This window comes from Wolbachia endosymbiont of Armadillidium vulgare str. wVulC (assembly GCF_001027565.1).
Lineage (GTDB): Bacteria > Pseudomonadota > Alphaproteobacteria > Rickettsiales > Anaplasmataceae > Wolbachia.
Genome location: NZ_ALWU01000001.1, coordinates 158,756 through 178,112 on the forward strand (window position 1 = coordinate 158,756; position 19,357 = coordinate 178,112).

18 protein-coding genes and 2 pseudogenes are annotated in these 19,357 nt (G+C 33.5%); 9 read left to right on the forward strand and 11 right to left on the reverse strand.

The genetic code is table 11. The features are described from left to right. The first annotated feature begins 197 nt into the window (after positions 1–197). The 3 genes from dnaA to wVul_RS00745 all read left to right on the forward strand — a co-directional run bounded on the left by dnaA (position 198) and on the right by wVul_RS00745 (position 3,020). On the forward strand, positions 198–1,580 hold the full coding sequence (dnaA, locus tag wVul_RS00735; protein ID WP_047758761.1) for a chromosomal replication initiator protein DnaA: 1,383 nt from the start codon (positions 198–200) through the stop codon (positions 1,578–1,580). 164 nt (positions 1,581–1,744) lie between these two features. Continuing rightward, complete coding sequence (gene secF / locus wVul_RS00740) at positions 1,745–2,617, forward strand: protein translocase subunit SecF (protein ID WP_047758762.1); 873 nt, start codon at positions 1,745–1,747, stop codon at positions 2,615–2,617. A gap of 82 nt (positions 2,618–2,699) precedes the next feature. Then, on the forward strand, positions 2,700–3,020 hold the full coding sequence (locus wVul_RS00745) for a hypothetical protein (protein ID WP_047758763.1): 321 nt from the start codon (positions 2,700–2,702) through the stop codon (positions 3,018–3,020). 24 nt (positions 3,021–3,044) lie between these two features. On the opposite strand, the gene wVul_RS00750 is transcribed toward wVul_RS00745, so the two are convergent. Beyond that, on the reverse strand, positions 3,045–3,569 hold the full coding sequence (locus wVul_RS00750) for a TIGR02281 family clan AA aspartic protease (protein WP_047758764.1): 525 nt from the start codon (positions 3,567–3,569) through the stop codon (positions 3,045–3,047). 113 nt (positions 3,570–3,682) lie between these two features. On the opposite strand from wVul_RS00750, the gene yidC reads away from it, so the two are divergent. The 4 genes and pseudogenes from yidC to wVul_RS10220 all read left to right on the forward strand — a co-directional run. After that, positions 3,683–5,383 (forward strand): membrane protein insertase YidC, encoded by a 1,701-nt coding sequence (gene yidC, locus wVul_RS00755; RefSeq protein ID WP_047758765.1) that lies wholly within the window; start codon positions 3,683–3,685, stop codon positions 5,381–5,383. Further along, a complete protein-coding gene (locus wVul_RS00760) occupies positions 5,361–5,789 on the forward strand; it encodes a 6,7-dimethyl-8-ribityllumazine synthase (protein ID WP_047758766.1) in 429 nt (142 codons plus the stop codon). Before yidC ends, wVul_RS00760 begins: the two co-directional genes overlap by 23 nt. Further along, positions 5,786–6,253, forward strand: a complete 468-nt coding sequence (gene nusB / locus wVul_RS00765) for a transcription antitermination factor NusB (RefSeq protein ID WP_238580335.1) — start codon at positions 5,786–5,788, stop codon at positions 6,251–6,253. Before wVul_RS00760 ends, nusB begins: the two co-directional genes overlap by 4 nt. Before the next feature lie 59 nt (positions 6,254–6,312). Continuing rightward, positions 6,313–6,424 (forward strand): annotated as a pseudogene (locus wVul_RS10220) (IS481 family transposase); the annotation flags it as partial. A gap of 7 nt (positions 6,425–6,431) precedes the next feature. Here wVul_RS10220 and wVul_RS00770 read toward each other — a convergent pair. The 6 genes and pseudogenes from wVul_RS00770 to ligA all read right to left on the reverse strand — a co-directional run bounded on the left by wVul_RS00770 (position 6,432) and on the right by ligA (position 14,781). Beyond that, on the reverse strand, positions 6,432–7,703 hold the full coding sequence (locus wVul_RS00770) for an MFS transporter (RefSeq protein WP_047758768.1): 1,272 nt from the start codon (positions 7,701–7,703) through the stop codon (positions 6,432–6,434). Positions 7,704–8,038: 335 nt separating this feature from the next. Next, complete coding sequence (locus wVul_RS00775; RefSeq protein WP_458694594.1) at positions 8,039–9,514, reverse strand: type II secretion system protein GspD; 1,476 nt, start codon at positions 9,512–9,514, stop codon at positions 8,039–8,041. A gap of 166 nt (positions 9,515–9,680) precedes the next feature. Then, a complete protein-coding gene (locus wVul_RS00780; protein WP_047758770.1) occupies positions 9,681–11,021 on the reverse strand; it encodes an ankyrin repeat domain-containing protein in 1,341 nt (446 codons plus the stop codon). 566 nt (positions 11,022–11,587) lie between these two features. Beyond that, a pseudogene (locus wVul_RS08115) lies at positions 11,588–11,749 on the reverse strand (BRCT domain-containing protein); the annotation flags it as partial. A 123-nt stretch (positions 11,750–11,872) separates the two neighbouring features. Beyond that, the gene (locus wVul_RS00785) at positions 11,873–12,568 is read right to left on the reverse strand and encodes a hypothetical protein (RefSeq protein ID WP_161794181.1); all 696 of its coding nucleotides are present in this window, start codon (positions 12,566–12,568) and stop codon (positions 11,873–11,875) included. Between the two features lie 239 nt (positions 12,569–12,807). After that, on the reverse strand, positions 12,808–14,781 hold the full coding sequence (gene ligA, locus wVul_RS00790) for an NAD-dependent DNA ligase LigA (protein ID WP_047758772.1): 1,974 nt from the start codon (positions 14,779–14,781) through the stop codon (positions 12,808–12,810). A 163-nt stretch (positions 14,782–14,944) separates the two neighbouring features. Between ligA and wVul_RS00795 the strand changes: the two genes are divergently transcribed. Beyond that, entirely contained in the window at positions 14,945–15,190 is a 246-nt protein-coding gene (locus wVul_RS00795) for a hypothetical protein (RefSeq protein WP_047758773.1), read from the forward strand. A gap of 55 nt (positions 15,191–15,245) precedes the next feature. Then, on the forward strand, positions 15,246–15,665 hold the full coding sequence (locus wVul_RS09635; RefSeq protein WP_238580336.1) for a hypothetical protein: 420 nt from the start codon (positions 15,246–15,248) through the stop codon (positions 15,663–15,665). 78 nt (positions 15,666–15,743) lie between these two features. Here wVul_RS09635 and pyrE read toward each other — a convergent pair whose 3' ends face one another. The 4 genes from pyrE to hemC all read right to left on the reverse strand — a co-directional run bounded on the left by pyrE (position 15,744) and on the right by hemC (position 19,336). Then, positions 15,744–16,334 carry an orotate phosphoribosyltransferase gene (pyrE, locus tag wVul_RS00805; protein WP_047758774.1) on the reverse strand — a complete coding sequence of 197 codons (591 nt, stop codon included), beginning with the start codon at positions 16,332–16,334 and terminating at the stop codon, positions 15,744–15,746. 1 nt (position 16,335) lies between these two features. After that, positions 16,336–17,514: a dicarboxylate/amino acid:cation symporter gene (locus wVul_RS00810; protein ID WP_047758775.1), complete on the reverse strand. Its 1,179-nt coding sequence runs from the start codon at positions 17,512–17,514 to the stop codon at positions 16,336–16,338. A gap of 68 nt (positions 17,515–17,582) precedes the next feature. Then, positions 17,583–18,467 (reverse strand): UDP-N-acetylmuramate dehydrogenase, encoded by an 885-nt coding sequence (murB, locus tag wVul_RS00815; protein ID WP_047758776.1) that lies wholly within the window; start codon positions 18,465–18,467, stop codon positions 17,583–17,585. Next, complete coding sequence (gene hemC, locus wVul_RS00820; RefSeq protein ID WP_047758777.1) at positions 18,458–19,336, reverse strand: hydroxymethylbilane synthase; 879 nt, start codon at positions 19,334–19,336, stop codon at positions 18,458–18,460. The genes murB and hemC overlap by 10 nt, the downstream gene beginning before the upstream one ends. Positions 19,337–19,357: the final 21 nt, after the last annotated feature.

Genomic DNA, 19,357 nt, shown 5'->3' on the forward strand with positions numbered 1-19,357 from the left:
CGGTACAAGCGACATTTACAAATTGATCATTTTTATTTCAAAAAAATGATTAATTTTAGTGTTTTTATATCCTTTACAAATCACCAAAAAATCTACATAATTTTTAGTATGTATTAAGTAGTATTAGCTTTTCATCTTACAATAAGCTATTGATTATCTTATGTTTTTCTGATTATTAGTTTTTCTTGGTGTGGTATATGAACTTAATTAGCCCTAAGGTTTCTACTATGTTTTTTGATCAGATTATTACAGTAACAGACCACAATGTTACTTGGGAAAAAATCAAAAATTGTCTTTATAATCTCTATGGAGAAGCAACATATAACAGCTGGCTGAGTTCACTGAGATTTGTCAGCAGCAGAAATGGAGAAGTTTTGTTATCTGTATCAACAAGATTTATAAAAGAGTGGATTACAGTTCACTACATGGAAAAAATATTATCATTATGGCGAAGCGAAGATCAAAGTGTATGTTCTATTGATATTCAAGTAATTGAAGAAAGGAGTTCAAATTCTAATACGATACTAAAAAATAGAGAGGAAAATAATCATAATCTTGGTTCACCGCTAGATCCCAGATTCACTTTTGATAATTTTGTGGTAGGAAAGTCAAATGAGTTAGCATTTACAGCAGCAAAGCGTGTAGCGGAATCTATAGATCCAATATCAGGAAGCAACCCTTTGTTTCTATACGGCGGAGTGGGACTTGGTAAAACACATTTAATGCATGCTATAGCTTGGGACATAGTCAATTCTCCATCAGCAAAAAGAAAAGTGGTATATTTATCGGCAGAGAAATTCATGTATCAATATATTACAGCGCTGAGGAGCAAAGATATTATGTTATTTAAAGAGCAATTTAGATCAGTAGATGTATTGATGGTAGATGATGTGCAATTTATCAGTGGTAAAGATAGTACACAAGAAGAATTTTTTCACACTTTCAATGCATTGATAGACCAAAATAAACAATTGGTTATATCAGCTGATAGGTCTCCTAGTGATCTTGATGGAGTAGAAGAAAGAATAAAATCACGACTTGGTTGGGGATTAGTTGCAGATATTAATGAAACAACTTTTGAATTAAGACTTGGTATATTGCAGGCGAAGGTGGAGCGAATGAATATGTATGTTCCAAAGGATGTCCTAGAGTTTTTGGCAAGGAATATAAAATCCAATATAAGAGAATTAGAAGGAGCATTAAATAAGGTTGCCCATACCTCGTTAATTGGAAGAAGTATGACGGTAGAATCAGCTAGTGAGACCCTAATTGATCTTCTTAGATCAAATCATAGGTCAATCACAACAGAAGAAATACAAAAGAAAACAGCTGAATTTTTCAATATAAAGGTTGCAGATATGCAATCTAATAGAAGGCTCCGCAGTCTTGCGAGACCGAGACAAATAGCTATGTATTTTGCCAAGAAATTTACGCAAAAAAGCCTACCAGATATTGGAAGAAGCTTTGGTGGCAGAGATCATGCTACTGTTATACATGCAGTCAAACAAGTAGAAAATTTTATAAGAACTGACCCAAAATTTGCTGATGAAATCAGTCGATTAAAAAAGGTGTTTAAGTAGCACTTTATTAATGATAACCAGGCTGTTTTCATTTCTTTGATCGAATATCCTTTCCCTCTCTTTCAAATAGATTAAGTGAACCAAGGATCAATATTAGTAAGCTAAGAGAAAATGGCTAGTCGATTGCTTGAAAAGTATATAAAATCAAAATTTAAGTAGGAAATATGGCAGTTAGACTTATTCCAGACAATCTTGATATCAAATTTAGTAAATATGGAAAATTGACAGCGTTTATTAGCGTTATTCTTATCATTTTTTCAGTGCTTACTGTTGTGCTGCGTGGAGTAAATTTAGGCATAGACTTCACAGGTGGAATTTTGATGGAGATAAAATCCTCAAGTGAGGATCATACCATTCTTAATATATTAAGAGAGAATGGATTTACGATACAGAGTTCAAAAGCTAGTGATAATTTAGTTATGCGGTTTAAAGACGAGAGAGATGAGGATAAAATTAAAAAAGTCAAAAATATACTAGAAGAAAAACTGGGTAATTCAATAATTTACCGCAAAATAGACTATGTTGGTCCACAAATAGGTTCAACACAGATATTTGAAGGAATATCATCCATGTTAATTGCAATTGTTGGAATATTTTTTTATGTTTGGCTTAGGTTTAATTGGCAATGTGGATTTGGTGGAGTAACGGCACTAATTCATGACACAATTTTAACTCTTGGCTTTATCAGCTTGACGGGTATTGAGTTTAATATTTCATCAGTTGCAGCTCTACTTACCGTGATTGGCTACTCAATCAATAATTCAGTGGTTATATACGATCGGATTCGAGAGTATCAAAAGAGTAGAAAAAATGCAGCAATGGATGAAATAGTTGATGCTAGTATTAATTCTACGCTATTTCGCACTATGTTAACTTCAGGTACTACTCTTCTTGCTGCTCTTCCTTTAGTGCTGATTTGTACAGGTGTAGTTAAAGATTTTAGCTTGATCATCTTTTTTGGCATTGCAATTGGCACTTGCTCTGCAATATTTATCTCTGCTCCTATATTGACCTGCAGAGCTTTAATAAGCAGGTGAAGCATAAGAGTTAATATATCAATTGACACTTACTAAAATCTCAATTATGATAGTTATATAATTAATAAATTATGGTATTTTTATGATAAAACATCAAAGCCACTGTCATGATAAAGGTAAAATAGCCGGTTTTATCTGTGGTACAGTTATTGGCCCTTGTTTATGCATCGGTATTTTATACTTTGGCTCTACAACTCATATGAGTACAGCAGACAGTTATTTTCTTTGTATTGGTTTGATGGCAGTGTTAGCTACATCTTTAGTAGTCTGTATGTTGGCAGGTCGTGGTATTGAATGGCTTTGTGATAAAATTAGGGAAGGGAAGCAAGAAAATTCCGATACCAAGGATGAGCTTTCTAATGCATGTACAGCTAATTTAAAGGATCAGCATCGAATGCATTGAATTACTACTCATCAGTAGCATTCTCTAGTCACGATGTAATATCAACTTATTATCTCTAATAGTAAAATGAAAATACCTCAAAAAGCTCATTCCAAGTAATGAATGGGACATAGAATGAGTGTTAACGCTAGCCTGCACATCATTGATTAAAAACTTTCCTATTTTAACCTGAGGGATGTGAACAACACCAGCTTTTATTTGACCTTTTGCAGTTTCATATATTTTAAAATCTTGAATGTTTTGTAAGTTAATACCAGCATGTAACGCATCTTTTTGTGATAGAACAATATCAGTTGCTCCAGTATCAAGCAGAAACGTTATATTACGATCATTGACTTGAGCCTGAATATAAAAGTGTCCATCGTATGATTTTGTAAATTCGATACTTCCGCCATCTTGAACTCTTCCTTTATATGGTAGAAAAGTGCTCAGAAACCTATTGCTTAGTTTATCTCCTTGTGAATCAATGAACATTGCAGTAATGACTATTATCAGTAGCCAAATAACTAGATTTTTTGCTGCGTTCATACTATTAACATTTGAAGCCATAAGAGTAAATTTTTAAGATTAGCGTTAAAAGCTATTATTAAAAATAAGTAAATTTTATTGTTTTAGTACAATATTTAATATATACTTTAAGGAGGTATGTTCGATTTAATTTCATGTCAGAAGCAAAAAATTTAATTTTAGCAACAATTCTTTCCATGTTAATTATGGTATTATGGCATATTATTTATGATAATTTTCTTAACACAAGCCAAAGCCAGCCATCGATTGAACATATTGAATCTTCTAACGACCTTGCTCCTATAATACATCAAAATCGTTCTGAAATTATTAATTCTACTCGAGAACAGAGAGTTAATTTAATCAATAACATGATTGAAGGATCGATTTCTCTGAAAGGTGCAAGATTTGATGACTTAATTTTAACTAATTATCACTTAGAACCGAGTTCTTCCTCTTCACAAGTAGTTTTACTGTCACCTGGAGAATCAAAAGATGTATATTTTGCAGAATTTGGATGGCTCGATCCAAGTGGCAAAATTAAAATTCCAGATTCTAAAACAGTCTGGCAAGTGGATGAGACTGAGCTGGCTAGTCGAAAAGTGGCCAATTTATTTTGGAATAATGACAATGGGATTGTATTTAGAATGAAAATTAGCCTTGATGATAACTACATGTTTAAAATCGAGCAAATTGTTGAAAATAACACAAAAAATAACGTAGTTTTAGTTCCTTATGGTAAAATCAATCGTAAACGTGATAATATTAACGAATCCTATTGGATATCACATGAAGGAGTACTAGGTGCATTTAACAATAAACTGGAGGAGTGGACATATAAGGATATTTCCAAGAAACGTTTAATAAAGACAAGCACAAGTGAAAAAAGTTGGTTTGGTTTTGCTGATAAATATTGGTTTACAGCTATCATAACTGAAAAATCTGATAAAATAAATGTAAGCATCAAGTATACGAATGTTAATAATATTGATAAATTTCAAGCAGATTTTGTTAGACCTTACAAACATATACTCCCTGGTGCAAGTGCTTCTACTCTGAACTACTTTTTTGCTGGGGCGAAGAAATTGAATTTACTTGATGCTTATAAAGACACTCTCAATATACCTTTGTTTGATAAGGCTGTAGATTTTGGTGTTCTTTATTTTATAACCAAGCCAGTGTTTTTATTGCTTGAATATTTTAACTTTGTTTTGAAAAATTTTGGCTTAGCAATATTATTGCTAACTTTAGTAATCAAGCTTTTGATGCTTCCCTTGTCTAATAGATCATATATTTCAATGTTTAAGGTAAAAAGTCTTCAACCTGAACTAACTCGTATAAAAGAGTTATATAAAAGTGACAGCTTAAAGCAGCATAAAGAGACAATAGCGTTGTTCAAGAGAAATAATGTAAATCCAATGTCGAGCATTTTCCCTATGCTCATACAAATACCAGTATTTTTTGCTCTATATAAAGTATTATTTGTTACTATAGAGATGAGACACGCCCCTTTTTATTTATGGATTAAGGATCTTTCAGCTCCTGATCCAACAAACATTTTTACATTATTTGGGTTGTTTAATTATAACTTTCCTATTTCTATAGGCATTTTACCTATAGTTTTTGGTATTACTATGATAATTCAGCAAAAGTTAAGCGAACCCAGCAAAGATGACATTCAAGTAAATGTTATGAAATTTTTACCTTACATTTCTGTTTTTATCTTTTCTTCTTTTCCTGCCGGCTTGGTGATATATTGGATATTTAGTAATATTATAACTTTAATTCAACAATCCTTAATAAAGTTCTTCTTAACAAGAAAAGTGGGGATGAATGTCGAAAATACTAATAGTTAATTCAAATTATTATACTGAAATAGCAAACCTTTTGCTTGAGGGTGCAACTAATAAATTCAAAGGAAATAATATTAATTATGAGATAATTGAAGTGCCTGGTGCATTTGAAATACCAGCTACAATTCTCTTTGCGATCAAAGGCAAGAATACTAATTATAACGGTTATTTAGCTCTTGGATGCGTAATTTGCGGTGAAACTGATCATTATAAATACGTTTGCAAAGGAGTAATCGAAGGCTTAAATGCAATTGTTATGCGTTATGCAATACCTCTTGGTATGGGCATAATCACAGCAGATAGTAAAGATAAAGCACTAGTTAGAGCTGACAAAAACAAAAAGAACGTTGGTGGCCATGCAGCCTCAACTGTTTTGCGTATGATAGATTTACACAATAAATTAAAATGATGGATATAGATAAAAGTTGGCGCATAAAAAGAAGTACAGCAAGATTTCTTGCCGTACAGGTTGTTTATTCGAATATTTTCATAGGTTACACTTTTAAATTGGAAGATTGTGAGCTTAAAGACTACATAAGTAAGTTGGAGAATATATTGGAATGCGAAGAATGTGACTATCAGTTCTTAGAAAATTTATTGCATAAAGTTATAAAAAGTAGTGAAGAATATGATAAAATAATAGAGTCTTATTTACACTCAAGCTGGTCACTTTCAAGATTAAATCTTATAAGCTTATCTATTTTGCGTGTTGCAGTATGTGAGTTAATTAATTGTGATACACCAGCCCCAGTTATTATTAATGAATATACTAACATTGCATCTGATTTACTTGATGCCCCAAACAAAATTGGTTTTATTAATGGGTTATTAGATAAGGTAAAGGATGCAGTCAGACTAAATAAAAATCCTTAGCCACTTCTCACGTATCTGTTTAGGGGAGTGGTTTAAAAAACGATAGATAGAAGATTATGAAAAGGCCTTTTGCTTCCAAAGGTCTTACCCCTTTTGAATTTATATGTTCTCAATGCTCCTGATTTATTTATACTAAACCCTCACCATTGCACTCTGGGACCATATAGCTAAGAGAAAATTACCAATCACATTTTTTATCTTGTGGCTTTATTTGCAATATTGCTATCAGGCTGACCAATAAGCAGAAGACTATATAAAGCCCAGCAGCAAAGTTTATTTTAGGGAATGTTATAGTAAACCAAGTGCATATCATAGGAGTGAATCCACCATGCAAGGCAAAAGAGATGTTGCGTGATAAGCTCACACCACTAAATCTAACATTGGTAGGAAAAAGCTCAGCAGTAACTATCCCTATAGGATTGATACCTCTCTCTATTATAGAAAGAACCATCACACTCAACATAATTATAAGATAGCTCTTATAGTAATATGCAATAGATAACATAGGACAACATAGTGCCATTGTGATCACTATAAATAAGATTACTGTACGCTCTCTTCCTACCTTATCAGCTAAAATTCCAAGCACTATTGAAGATATCGGCATTAATATACTGGTTATAACGAGCACAACTTCGTTGACATACGTTGTTACATAAGTCTCAACCGACACTATTTCTTTTGCAATTGTTCTAAGAAATATGGTAAATCCAACAGCAACATTAACAGGTACAGATATTAAAATGGCAAGTATCAGGGCTCTCTTGTAGCGTTTTGTAAGCTCTATTATTGGTAAATTAGGTAAATTTCTTTGTTCTCGATTTTTTTCATACGCTGGAGTTTCTCCTAATGTGTATATACTATATGCGCTGATTAATCCTAAAATAGCTGAAAAAGTAAACGGCACCCTCCAACCCCAAGCGTTAAAATCAGTGTTTTTTTTGCAGATGATCACTGCAATTACAGAGAGCAATATACCAATGGAGCGACCAAAACTTATTATTCCAAAAAACATTCCTAGTTTTTTCTTATTAGGTAAATGCTCTATGAGATAAACAGAACTGCCTCCTTGTTCAGCGCCAAGTGCAATCCCTTGTATCAGATGGATTGTAAGAAGCAATACAGTAGAAGTTATACCTATTTTATTATAACTTGGAATAAACGCAACGAGACTAGACGGAATCGATATTAGCAAGATAGCAATCGTTAACGCCATTCTCCTTCCATACCTGTCACCAATGTGACCAAATACAGATGCACCAAGTGGCCTTACCATAGCACCCAATCCTGCAATTCCAAACAATTGCAGGATGCTGTAGTAGATATCTTTTGCACAACAAAACTCTCTACTAATTATGTTAACCAGATCGATAAAGAGCATATGGTCATACCATATTGCGATTCTGCAGAGTATCGTTGCTATCAATACCCTTGTTTGTTGATTGTACACTTAGTTTAATTTGTAAATGTCTGCTTATTTTTATTTTGGCTTCTTTTTGGAATTTTGCAACTCAAGCGTATGGTTCGTATGTAGCAATTTAAATATTATTAAAATTGGAAATAGATTTCTTGCATAACCAGGTGTCATCCCAGTACTCCTTTCCCTGTCATTCAAGTAGCTGACACTGGGATGACACCTTTGTGTTTAAGACAAAACCTACTATAATATTTCTTCGCGAACAAATGTTCGTACAGTAGCTACTTGCATTTGTTGTAAACTCACTTTTTCTTGATTTTTTGGTTTATCTTGTCTACCTATTTTGCTACTCTGCTGAACGGATACATTTAATATATATATAAATTCCTATCTTTTATGTCTAACAAACCAAGTGTTGGTACGATTGTTGCTTTCAAGAAGATAACGGTTTCTACTGTCTTGGAGTTATTAGCCAGTTTCTTTGATTTTTGATGCAGTGAGCTTGAAGTATCTTTTCTATGCTCTATAAGCCCACCAATTACCATAACTTCGCCGCTCTTAACTTTTAAAGTAGAGTGCATTTCTCTGGTTTCAACAATTGGAATGTTGCTATTTAATTTCATTTTATTCTGCTGTGCGACATATTCTATATTTGGGTCTTTAGTGTAATCGTTAATCCTTGATAAAGTTGGGTGTATATCCATGAATATTTCATTAGTATCAATGTTAATGCTTGGGTGGATTATTAACACCACACCTATTGGAGTGCTATTCATCTTGGTAATTAAAGAATTTCTGGTATCTTTCTGTATATCGGAAGTAAAATAGATATGGTTTTTAGTAAATGAAATCATTGCTTGCTGATTATTTATAGCATGTACTCTAGGGCTTGAAATTACCTTTGAAGTGCCAAATTTATTTAGATTTTTTACTAAATACCCTAGATCAGAGTTTATCGCTAGGTCAATAATGGAGTTACCTTGATTTGTCATAGATTTGGTTTCATTATGCAAATCATTTAAGTTGATACCAGAAAGGTATTTATCGTCTAATATAACTTCAACTATTTTGGCCTCTATCATTACTTGAGAAGACGCCAATTTCTTAACTTTATTAATATATTCTTCAACAGCTTTGTGAATATCTTTTCTAGCATTCAGAATAATGACACCAGCTTCTCTGTTGGATGAAAGAAATTCACCATCATCCACTCCGTTAACATCCATTATTGCGTTTAAGCCTTTTTCTAACGAATTCCATAAGTCACTACTATATTGAGACTTCGTAACATTGTTATAGTTTCTATCAGCATCGCTGTCGGTAATATTGTTACCAATGACAAAATTGCTTTGAGCAGAGTGTTGAATATTGATGAAATCTACGTAATAATTTTGTGCGTATGGCAAATCCTGTTCAATTCTAATTACATCATTATTTATTGAGTAACGCAATTTGGCACTGTTGGCTATATTCTGAATTACTTCATTTATATTCTTATCCTTTAGCTTTAAAATAATATTACCTGATATTTTGGGGTCTATATCCAAGTTAACGTCAGAAAGTTTTCCTATCTCAACCAGTAAATCCTTTACTGATACTTCTTCATTAACATTAATAGAAAGAAACTGATTACTGATTGTAAGATCGGGAAATTCTACCGGCAAAGGTATCATTTCTGGTATTGCTGGTTCATTATTCTCCAAAGGAGTATTGTATTGTTGCAACAAGTAATTGTGCTTATAATTGTTTATGTTAATAGGATATTGCTTGGTAGGTAGATGTGTACAAGAAATAATAAAAAGGAGTATTAAACATCTAAAAATAACCATGAGGGCAGCATACAAGTCTATACTAATAGTTTTCTATAAAAATGTTAAAAATGTATTTAATTTCATTTTCATCGAGCAGATAGTTATCATATATTAGCTATAGCTAAAGTGACTTAGACAACCGTCATTCCGCTACTCGTTAGCACCGCGGCTAATATGTTTTGCACACTCTATCTTGTATTTAAATGTAGATCAGCATAGCCCTAATTTTTTTATATATTTTACTTCTTTCTCTATATTTTATAATAGGCTTGAAAATAAATGGTAAACCTATAATTGTTAAGCTTAGAGCTAGGATTGAAAGTACACAAAAGGCTTTGTGTTTACTATTTAGCTCTTTCAGGTAAAGCATCAAAAATCTACAAAATTTTTTGTAATTTTCTTCGATATTTTTTTTTCTATGAGCCTTGTCAATAAACATATCTATTGCAATATAATCATTACTACAATTAATTGCTCCTTTTTCTATTAACAGCTGAGCTATATCAAAATAATCCTTTTGAATAGTAAGATGCAGAGGTGTAAAACCTTGTTGATCACAAATATTCATATTGGCTTTTACTGCTAATAACATTCTTACAATTTCTACATGGCCTTTTTTAGCTGCAAGTAGCAGAGGAGTTCTGTTACATCTAGTGACGGCGTTAACATTTACCTTAAGCTCCAGCAAGAGCTTAACTGCTTTAGTATCACCATTATAGCTAGCTTTATGTAACCTGGTATTACCGCTACAATCTTGGTCATCTGCTTCTATTCCCTTTGAAACAAGGTATGTTACCATTTTCCTATTATTATGCTCAATAGCGCAATCCAGTGCATCAAAATCATGGTTGTTTTTTGTGCAAATAAACTCTTTCAACCTAGCTTTTGCTTGCTTTACAATAAGCTTTACCAGTTGTATTTTGTTGTTATACGCTGCTAGAAAAAGCGTAGTATTATTTTCTGAATCTTTGGCCTCTATATTTGCCCCTTTCTTTATCAGATATTCTATAATCTCTGCTCTACTTTCATAATGTGTAGTACATTGATAAATGGCCAAAAATAAAGGAGTGCGAAAGTTGTTATCTTCACATTCGAGATTTGCTCCACTATTAATTAAAGTCTGGACGCTCTTTTTAGAGCCGTATAATGAAGCTATGTGAAGAGGAGTGTAGCCCTCCTCAGCATCTTTTTCATTAATTTTTGCCCCTTTTGTTATTAAAAAATCTATTAACTCTGTGTCATCTTGTAATGTAGCAAGGTGCAGTGGAGTAAATCCATTTTTATCTCTAGAATTAATTGTTAATTGATTAACAAGAAGTTTAGCAACTTTTTTATGTCCATCCATAATAGCATAATGCAGTGGATTTCTGTTTTCGTTGTCCACAACATTAAAATCAGCTTCGTGCTCTAGTAATGATTTTACTCCAACTAAATCACCTTCTTTTGTGAGCTTATGCAAGAGAGTGATTCCGCTTGCATCTTTTGAGTTAATATCAAAACCACTTTCTACTAATTGATGTATGTCTTCCTCACGTGCCATACCATTTCCCTCTTTCGCATTAACAATACTCCCACTTAATTAAGTTTGAATGAATCTATAAGAGATAACGTTAGGGAGATTTGCGATAAACGGTAAGAAAAAGGGCGGGAGGATGGCTAAAGTCAAGATTAACTAAAAAGGCATGCTTAAGTTTTATCTAATACAACTAAAATGTAATAGTTTAGACTTGATCTGACAGGTGTGAATTAACTAACAGAAGAATTGAAAACTAATATCAGCATCTTGTTTAATACTACTAATATTTTTCTGAAAAGCAACATGCATACTATCAAAAAACGTTTACATAGCAATATTTACTCAAATGTGGTGGCTTTGTTGCATGGCGATGTATAAGAAGCAGTGGAGGGAGGGATTTATGAGGCAAATTCGAAAATAGACATAGGGAGTACCATACGCGTCAAGTTAAGAGAATACGCCCAATATAGCAACCATTTAAGGTTTATTTGTTATATTTATTTTTTAAGAAATCTTGATCTAAAATAAGATAATTTTTTTTAAAGAGTCTATAAATTACTAATTTTATCGTTTAGTATCTAAAATAATTTTTACCGCTTCTCTTCTGAACTCACCACTTTATTCCACTGTTCTTCATCTAAAATTTCCACCCCCAATTCCATTTTTTTATATTTTGATCCTGGTTCTTCTCCTACAATTAGGTAGTCAGTTTTAGCAGAAAGGCTTGAACTAATCTTTGCCCCCAAAGCTTTATTTTGCCTCCCCTCTGCTCATAGTAAAAGGCTTAAGGTCAATGATAAAAAAATATTAACCTCAAGCAATATAAATCAAAAGCAAGTCCAACAAATTTTGCTAAACCCTGAAGCTTGTTAGTGTTACCATGCAAATTCATCCTGATCTTTTACATAAGCATCATAATCAGCTTCATCCAAAGTTTCTACTCTAGAAAAAGGCAATTTTATTTTACCTTTTATACCTTCTATCACTTTACCTGGCATTTCTTTTATTTCTTGCTTTATGTCTTCTTTTAATTGCTCTATTCGTGCCTTAATAAAATTTTCCGTGAGCTTCATAGATTCTGCTGTTATCTCTTTTATTATATCTTGACTTTCTGCTACAACTTCCTTTGCAATAGGCAATGCAACTTCTTTTGCAACGTACTTTCCAACTGGCGCCGCAATTTCTTTGGCAACATATTTTCCAACTGGCACCGCAATTTCTTTTGAAACGTATTTTCCAACTGGAAAGACGATTTCTTTTGCAACATGTTCCCCAACCGGAGCAACGATGTTTTTTGCAACATAACTACCAACAGGTATAATAATGTTATCTGCTGTACTTTTTGCTAACTTTTTTACTGTATCTTCAGTCAGACCTACTGCTTCCTTCAATATATTACGAACAATACCATAGTTTTTTTGGTACATCATATCTTCATCAGCAGCTTTATACTCGTCTAGATAATACATTTGTTGATAAGGTTGATCAGCTCTGTATTCTTCTTTTGGAAGTTTTTTTGAACCGAAAAAAGGAATGTAAGCAGCTTCATACCTTCCTAGATCATCAGACATTACCATTCGTTGGTGAGGTAGTTCATTTGCATCATATATGTGTCCGTATTTGTTAAATGAATTTAAATCAGACCGCATAATATTCTTCTAATTATTTATATATGCTTATTTTAACATAAGATAACTAACAAAATACTAACTTTTAAGAACTCTTCTCAATTAATACATCAATAAAGGTAAAACCATATAATCTTCTCCTTTCTCTCTTGATACTATTTCTTCCAAACTTGGTGCATTTCCTAACTCACCACTTTATTCCACTGGTCTTCATCTAAAATTTCCACACCTAACTCAATTGCTTTTTTATATTTTGATCCTGGATCTTCTCCTGCAATTAGGTAGTCAGTTTTAGCAGAAAGGCTTGAACTAATCTTTGCCCCCAAAGCTTTAGCCCTTACTTTTGCCTCTCCTCTACTCATAGCACGTAATTTACCAGTAAACACTACAATTTTGTTATTTAAAACAGAATCGCTAGAGTTGGAGCTCATAGGGAGAATTTGCAGATATGCGGTAAGATTATTTAACATTTTAATGTTACATTTCTGAGAAAAAAATGATTTCAAAGACTCAGCTACTTTTTCTCCTATGCCATCTATACCTACTAACTCAGCAGCATTTGATGACATCGAATCATACCAGTTATCGTAAGAAATATAATAATTTGCGAGCAATTCCGCTGCAACTTGGCCGATAAATCTGATACCCAAAGAAAATATAAATCTATCTAGAGTGATTACTCTTCTATTTTGTATAGCACTTAATAGATTGGCTATTGACTTCTCGCCCCAACCATGCTGCTCTTCTAAGGAAAATTCCTTTAATCTTTCCTCTAAAGCAAAAATATCTGGAATTTGTCTTATTAGGCCAAGATCATAAAAAAACTTTATTTGTTTTTCACCAAGGCCAACAATGTCAAATGCATCTTTTGACACAAAGTGTTTTAGTTTTTCTATTATTTGAGCTTTACAGGCAAATTCCTCAGGACATCTTACTGCTACTCCTTCAATCTGTACTTTACTACCACATTCAGGACATATGTCAGGAAACACAAATTCAGGCGTATTTGCGTGACGAGAACCTTCATCTACTTTGACAATTTGAGGAATCACATCCCCTGCCCTTTTAATTGTTACAACATCTCCCTCTCTTATGTCTTTACGTTTTATCTCATCTTGGTTATGTAGACTTGCTCTGCTAACTAGCACCCCACCAATGTTGACTGGTACTAAATCTGCAACTGGAGTTAAAACTCCCGTTCTACCCACCTGTATAAATATCTTATTTAACTTTGTTTTTGCATAAACCGCAGAAAACTTGTATGCAAGTGCTGAGCGTGGCGCTTTGTGTGTACTTCCCAGACGACTTTGTAGCACAAAATCATTTACTTTATAGACTATTCCATCGATATCATAATCCAAGTTATAGCGGCAATCATAGACCTCATTATAGAACTTCAGCATTCCATTCAAACTACTTGTTAAGGAACGATGCTCATTTACACAAAAACCAAGTTTCTCAAGCTTTTCTAGTACTTCACTTTGGCTTTTCTCCATCTCACCAATTAAAGAATAAGCAAAATATCTAAGAGGCCTCTTTGCTGTAATGTTCGCATTCAATTGCTTTAAAGAACCAGCGGCTGCATTTCGAGGATTAGCAAACTCATTGTTTTCATTTAACTTCAAAAAATCGCTGTTACTGATATATATTTCACCCCTTACTTCTAGCCTTCCTTGCACACCCTGTAAAAACTTAGGAAAGCTTTTTATTGTTGCAACATTGTGAGTTACATCTTCTCCTACAAAACCATCACCTCGAGTTGCAGCTTTAACAAATCTTCCATCTTCATAAATTGCAGAAAACGACAATCCATCAACTTTTGGCTCACATAGTATCTCTATTTCATTCTTAATTAAAAACCTCTTTATTTTAGACAAAAATTTCTCTACACCTTGTTCATCATAAGCATTTTCAAGAGAAAGCATAGGTTCTTGATGTTCCACCTTAGAAAATCTCTCATCAGGGGGAGCACCAACACTATCTTGTGTTGCATAATCTCGTGGAAGTGGAAGTTGTGCCTCTATTCCAGCTAACTTTTTCTTCAGTTCATCATATTCAGCATCACTTATTTCTGGCTTACTTTTTTGATAATATAAGATATTATGATAATTAATTTGATCTTGCAGTTTCTCTCTCATCTTTTCTAAGTTAGTCATGATACCAATATAATGCTCTTTGTCGTCAAGTCATGAATTTTTTTCAAAAGGTACCATAAATGATTTCAATTTGCTATGCATACTACTGTTCTGAAAAGTAATACTAATATTAATATAATATTTATATTAATATTAGTATTATTTTTAAGTTAAGGAGTATATTATGACAAAATATAACTGGGATGATCAACTGAGGTACGACACACAGAATACAGTATGGAAAGTAGATCCGAACGAACCAAAAAATTCAGAAAGTCAATTGAGTTATGAACCTTTAGCATATAGCTGGAACTTTGGTAGTAAAATAAGAGACGTGTTGGGCGTAAGTAAGGCAGCAAAAGAAGCTGCAGGAGAAGTAATAGCCGAAATGAGTGACGATTTAAAGGCAGAAGCTAGAAAAGGCAGCTAAAGAAACAGCTGAAGCTGAAATAAACAAAAAAGCTCAGGAAATAGAAAAAAGTATATTGAAGTCAGTAGATGCAAGTGCCGAAAAAGCAGCTGAAAAAGCAGTAAAAAATGTAGGACCAGAAGTTGCAGATCTGCTGAAGCCAGAAATAAAGACTCAGATAGAAGAAGCAGTCAAAAAATACAGTGAAGAAAAAATTGAAAGCCTTATCAAACCTGAGATCACAAGCAAAATAGATGATCTTGTCACTGCACAAAGTGAAAAATCAAGCAAATTTCTAGAATATGAAATGAATAAATTAATCGAAGATGCACATAAAAATTTAAATGGAAAAATAGATCAGATTAAATGCGAACTTACAGAGGTAAAATCTGATCTCTTAGAAGCTAGTGCAAACAGTCTCCATGAGAGCGCAAAATTATTTTCTCTTATGGCAGAAAATGCAACATGTGAAAATCAAGATTTAGTGTATTTTTAATCACAACAGGAGTTTTCGTACTAGGGATTTTATGGGCAAAATTGAAAAAGCCCATAAAAACCTTAGCCATATATAGAATTACTTTGTTAAATATTCTCTACTCCCAGGTTTCGTTATGGGTAATTGTTTTAATTCACTTGGCAGTTCTTCCTCGCTATAGTTTTTGATGTTCAGTTCAATCAAAGATATGATAGGAAAAGGTAGTTTTGTTTCACTATTTCTCTTTATCAAAGAAGCTTCAGCAACAACTTTACCTCCCTCCTCTTCTCCACATTTTACTGCTTCAAGTGAAGATTTACCTGTGGTTATCACATCTTCAATTAGTAATATTTTTTCACCTTGTTTGATTTTAAATCCGCGGCGCGATTCAAACTTACCATTAACACGCTCGCAGAACATTGTTCTGATTCCAAGCTGTCTGCCAATCTCATAACCCACTATTATCCCTCCAATTGCAGGAGATAGTATTAAGTCTATGGGTTCAATAATCTCTTTTCTTATTTTATTTGCCAATAATTCACAAATTTTCATCGCTCTGCTTGGATGTTCAAAGATCTTAGCACATTGTATATACGTATCGCTGTGCAGCCCTGATGAGAGTACAAAATGCCCGTGCAAAATCGCACCAGCTTCTTCAAATTCTTTTATTATCGGATTGTCTAGTATCATTTTAAGTTTTACATTCTTTATTAATTATCTGCGTTATACAGACATCAGACCACACATTTATTGCAGTTTCAAACATATCGATGATTGTATAAATAGGCAAAATCAGTCCCATAATGTACAAAGGAACATTCATTGATACCAGATAACTAGTTGCCATAAAATAGCACCCCATCGGCACTCCAGCGTTGCCAATTGCAGCTCCTGTAGCTAAGAAAATCCATATGAACATCTCACTTAAGGAAAATGCGTGCCCATTCATCTCTGCAACAAACATCACTGTGATTAAAATAAATGCAGCACACGCATTCATATTGACTGTTGTGCATATTGGTAGAATAAAAGACGATAATTTCTTTGGTACCTTTAGCTGATTTTGCACACATTCTATAGTTGTAGGCAGCGTCGCACTGGATGACTTAGAAAAAAATGCAAGTGTGAGTGCTGGCATAACTCCCTTCATCGTTTGAATTGGTGATATGCCTTTATACCACATAAGTAGTGGCAAAATCACAAATGCTTGCACGAAATTTGCAGACATTATGCAAGCAAAATACCAAAAAAGACTATGGAATTCACTGCCACCTTTTAACTCGTATAAAAAACATGTGATAAAAGACCATACAGCAAGAGGAATAAACTTTAATAACCCTTGGGCAATTTTAAGAAGTGTATCAAACAGTGCAGAGAATATTTGGTGTAATATATCCTGTTTTTCTTTTGAGAGCGAAATAATAGCTCCACCCATCAAAAAAGCAATCAATATGCTACCAATAACGTTATTTTCAAGAAAAACTTGCACAAAATTTGATGGAATGAGTGATTTTAAGTATGAAAAGTAATTGTGGTTGCTGTCACTCACACTTTCTATTGTGTTACTTATGAAATTTTTTCTCACTGGATCCACGAGTAAATAGAAAGATAGCGCAACAAACGCAGCTATAATGGTTGTAAGCAGCGTATAAAACAGTGTTTTCTTAAGTAAAACTTTAATTTCAATTGAGTCTTTAAGCCTGGAAATTGTGGACACGATAGATAGAAAAACTAAAGGTAAGCTAATCAATTTCAACAGACTGATGAATATATCGCTAAATAGCTTTGCAACTTCAAATATCACTTCATTATTTAAGTAGTAAGCAACGACTGCAAGCAATATAGAAAAGAGTATTGCAAGTTTGTGCATCGAAAATAAAACCTCAAAACCATATTATACAATAATTTTTGGAATTAGGTTAAAATAACCGGAAGCAGCTATCTACCCAAAACCCTTATCTCCCACTCAAGTTCAACGTTAAATTTATCTTTTACTGCATCTTTTACTCTGTTGCCAAGGTTTTCTAAGTCAAATGCAGTTGCATTATTGTAATTGAGCAGAAAATTACAATGTTTCTTAGAAATTTTAGCTCTGCCGTTATTTAATCCTCGGCAGCCGGACTCATCAATCAGTTTCCATGCCTTGCAGCCTCTTGGATTTTTAAATATGCAGCCAGCAGTTTTTCCTCCTACTGGTTGGCTTTTGTTTTTTTTATCAATAACTTCCTTTAATCTTTGCAATATAAGCTCATACTCTGAACTTACTCCTTTAAACTCAGCTTCAACAAAAATCCACCTTCCTTTTAGACTATGTCCACGATAAAAATATCCCATTTCTTCGCTGGAGAATTCATATAAATTTCCATCTTCTAGATTTACTGCTCTTATCGACTGTACAACACTTGCAATATCACTACCATATGCACCTGCATTCATTTCTATTCCACCGCCAACTGTTCCTGGAATTCCAGCAAGAAACTCAAGTCCGCTAATTTCTTGTTCCCCAGCAAAGTATGCAAGGTTACTAAGCAGCGCAGCACCACCCGCAATTATGGAGTTATTATCTTTACATTTAATATACGCAAATTCCTTACCTAATTTCACCGTTATTCCTCGAATGCCACTATCTTGCACTATTATGTTAGATGTTGCACCAATAACACTAATTGGTAACTCAGTATCCTTTATCAAGCACATTAGATCTTCAATGTCACGTGGCTTAAATAGTACATCAGCTTGGCCACCAACATTTAACCATGTCATTTTAGACATTAAAACATTATAACGATAGATTCCGCGTACTTTAGGTAAGCTTATAAGCATTTTGACTTTAACTCTAATCCTGCATCCATACCCATTTTTTCTGCATCTTCTACAAACGAAGTGCGCTCAGTAAAGTATATACCCCTTTCGTCTGCTAACATACAATAAAGATGCAGCATGTTTTCACTCACATATTCTGCCAAGGCTGCAAGCGGCGTAAAGCATGAACCATTTACTGTCTTCATGAAACTGCGCTCTGATTTTGTCCTTATAAAAGACATATTATTATTAATTTTCTCTAAAAGATCGATAACTTTTACATCATTCTTTCGACATTGAATGCAAATTACCCCCTGCCCTACCGCGCTTAACATGACTTTTGGTGGCAATACCTCTGTAATTGAGTGATGTTTTTTTAATCTTATCAGCCCTGCTTCAGCTAGAATTATTCCATCAAAATTTTGATTTTGCAGTCTAGTTGCCACATTTCCACGCAGTGGTACTATATTCAGATCTGGCCTAAAATTTAGCAATTGAACTTTTCTTCTTATTGAAGAAGTTGCAATCATAGCCTGCTGTGGCAAAGATTTTAGGCTTTCATATTTATGAGAAACAAATACATCACATGGACTTAACCTCTCTAAAACACAAGGGATTGCCAAATCCTTCGAGAAAAATGCAGGTACATCTTTTAACGAATGAACTGCCATATCTATATTATTCTCAAGCAATTCAGCCTCAATCTCTCTGAGGAACAGTCCCTTACCTCCTATTTCAGCAAGGTTTACATTAGCATGTTTGTCACCAGAAGTTTTAATTTTAATGATCTCAAAGGATAGATTAGGAAAAGACTCTGATAATCTTTGTTTTGCTTCCAAAGCTTGGGCAATTGCAAGGTCGCTTCCCCTCGTACCTATTTTAACTAGCATATATTCTTCATATTGTATGTC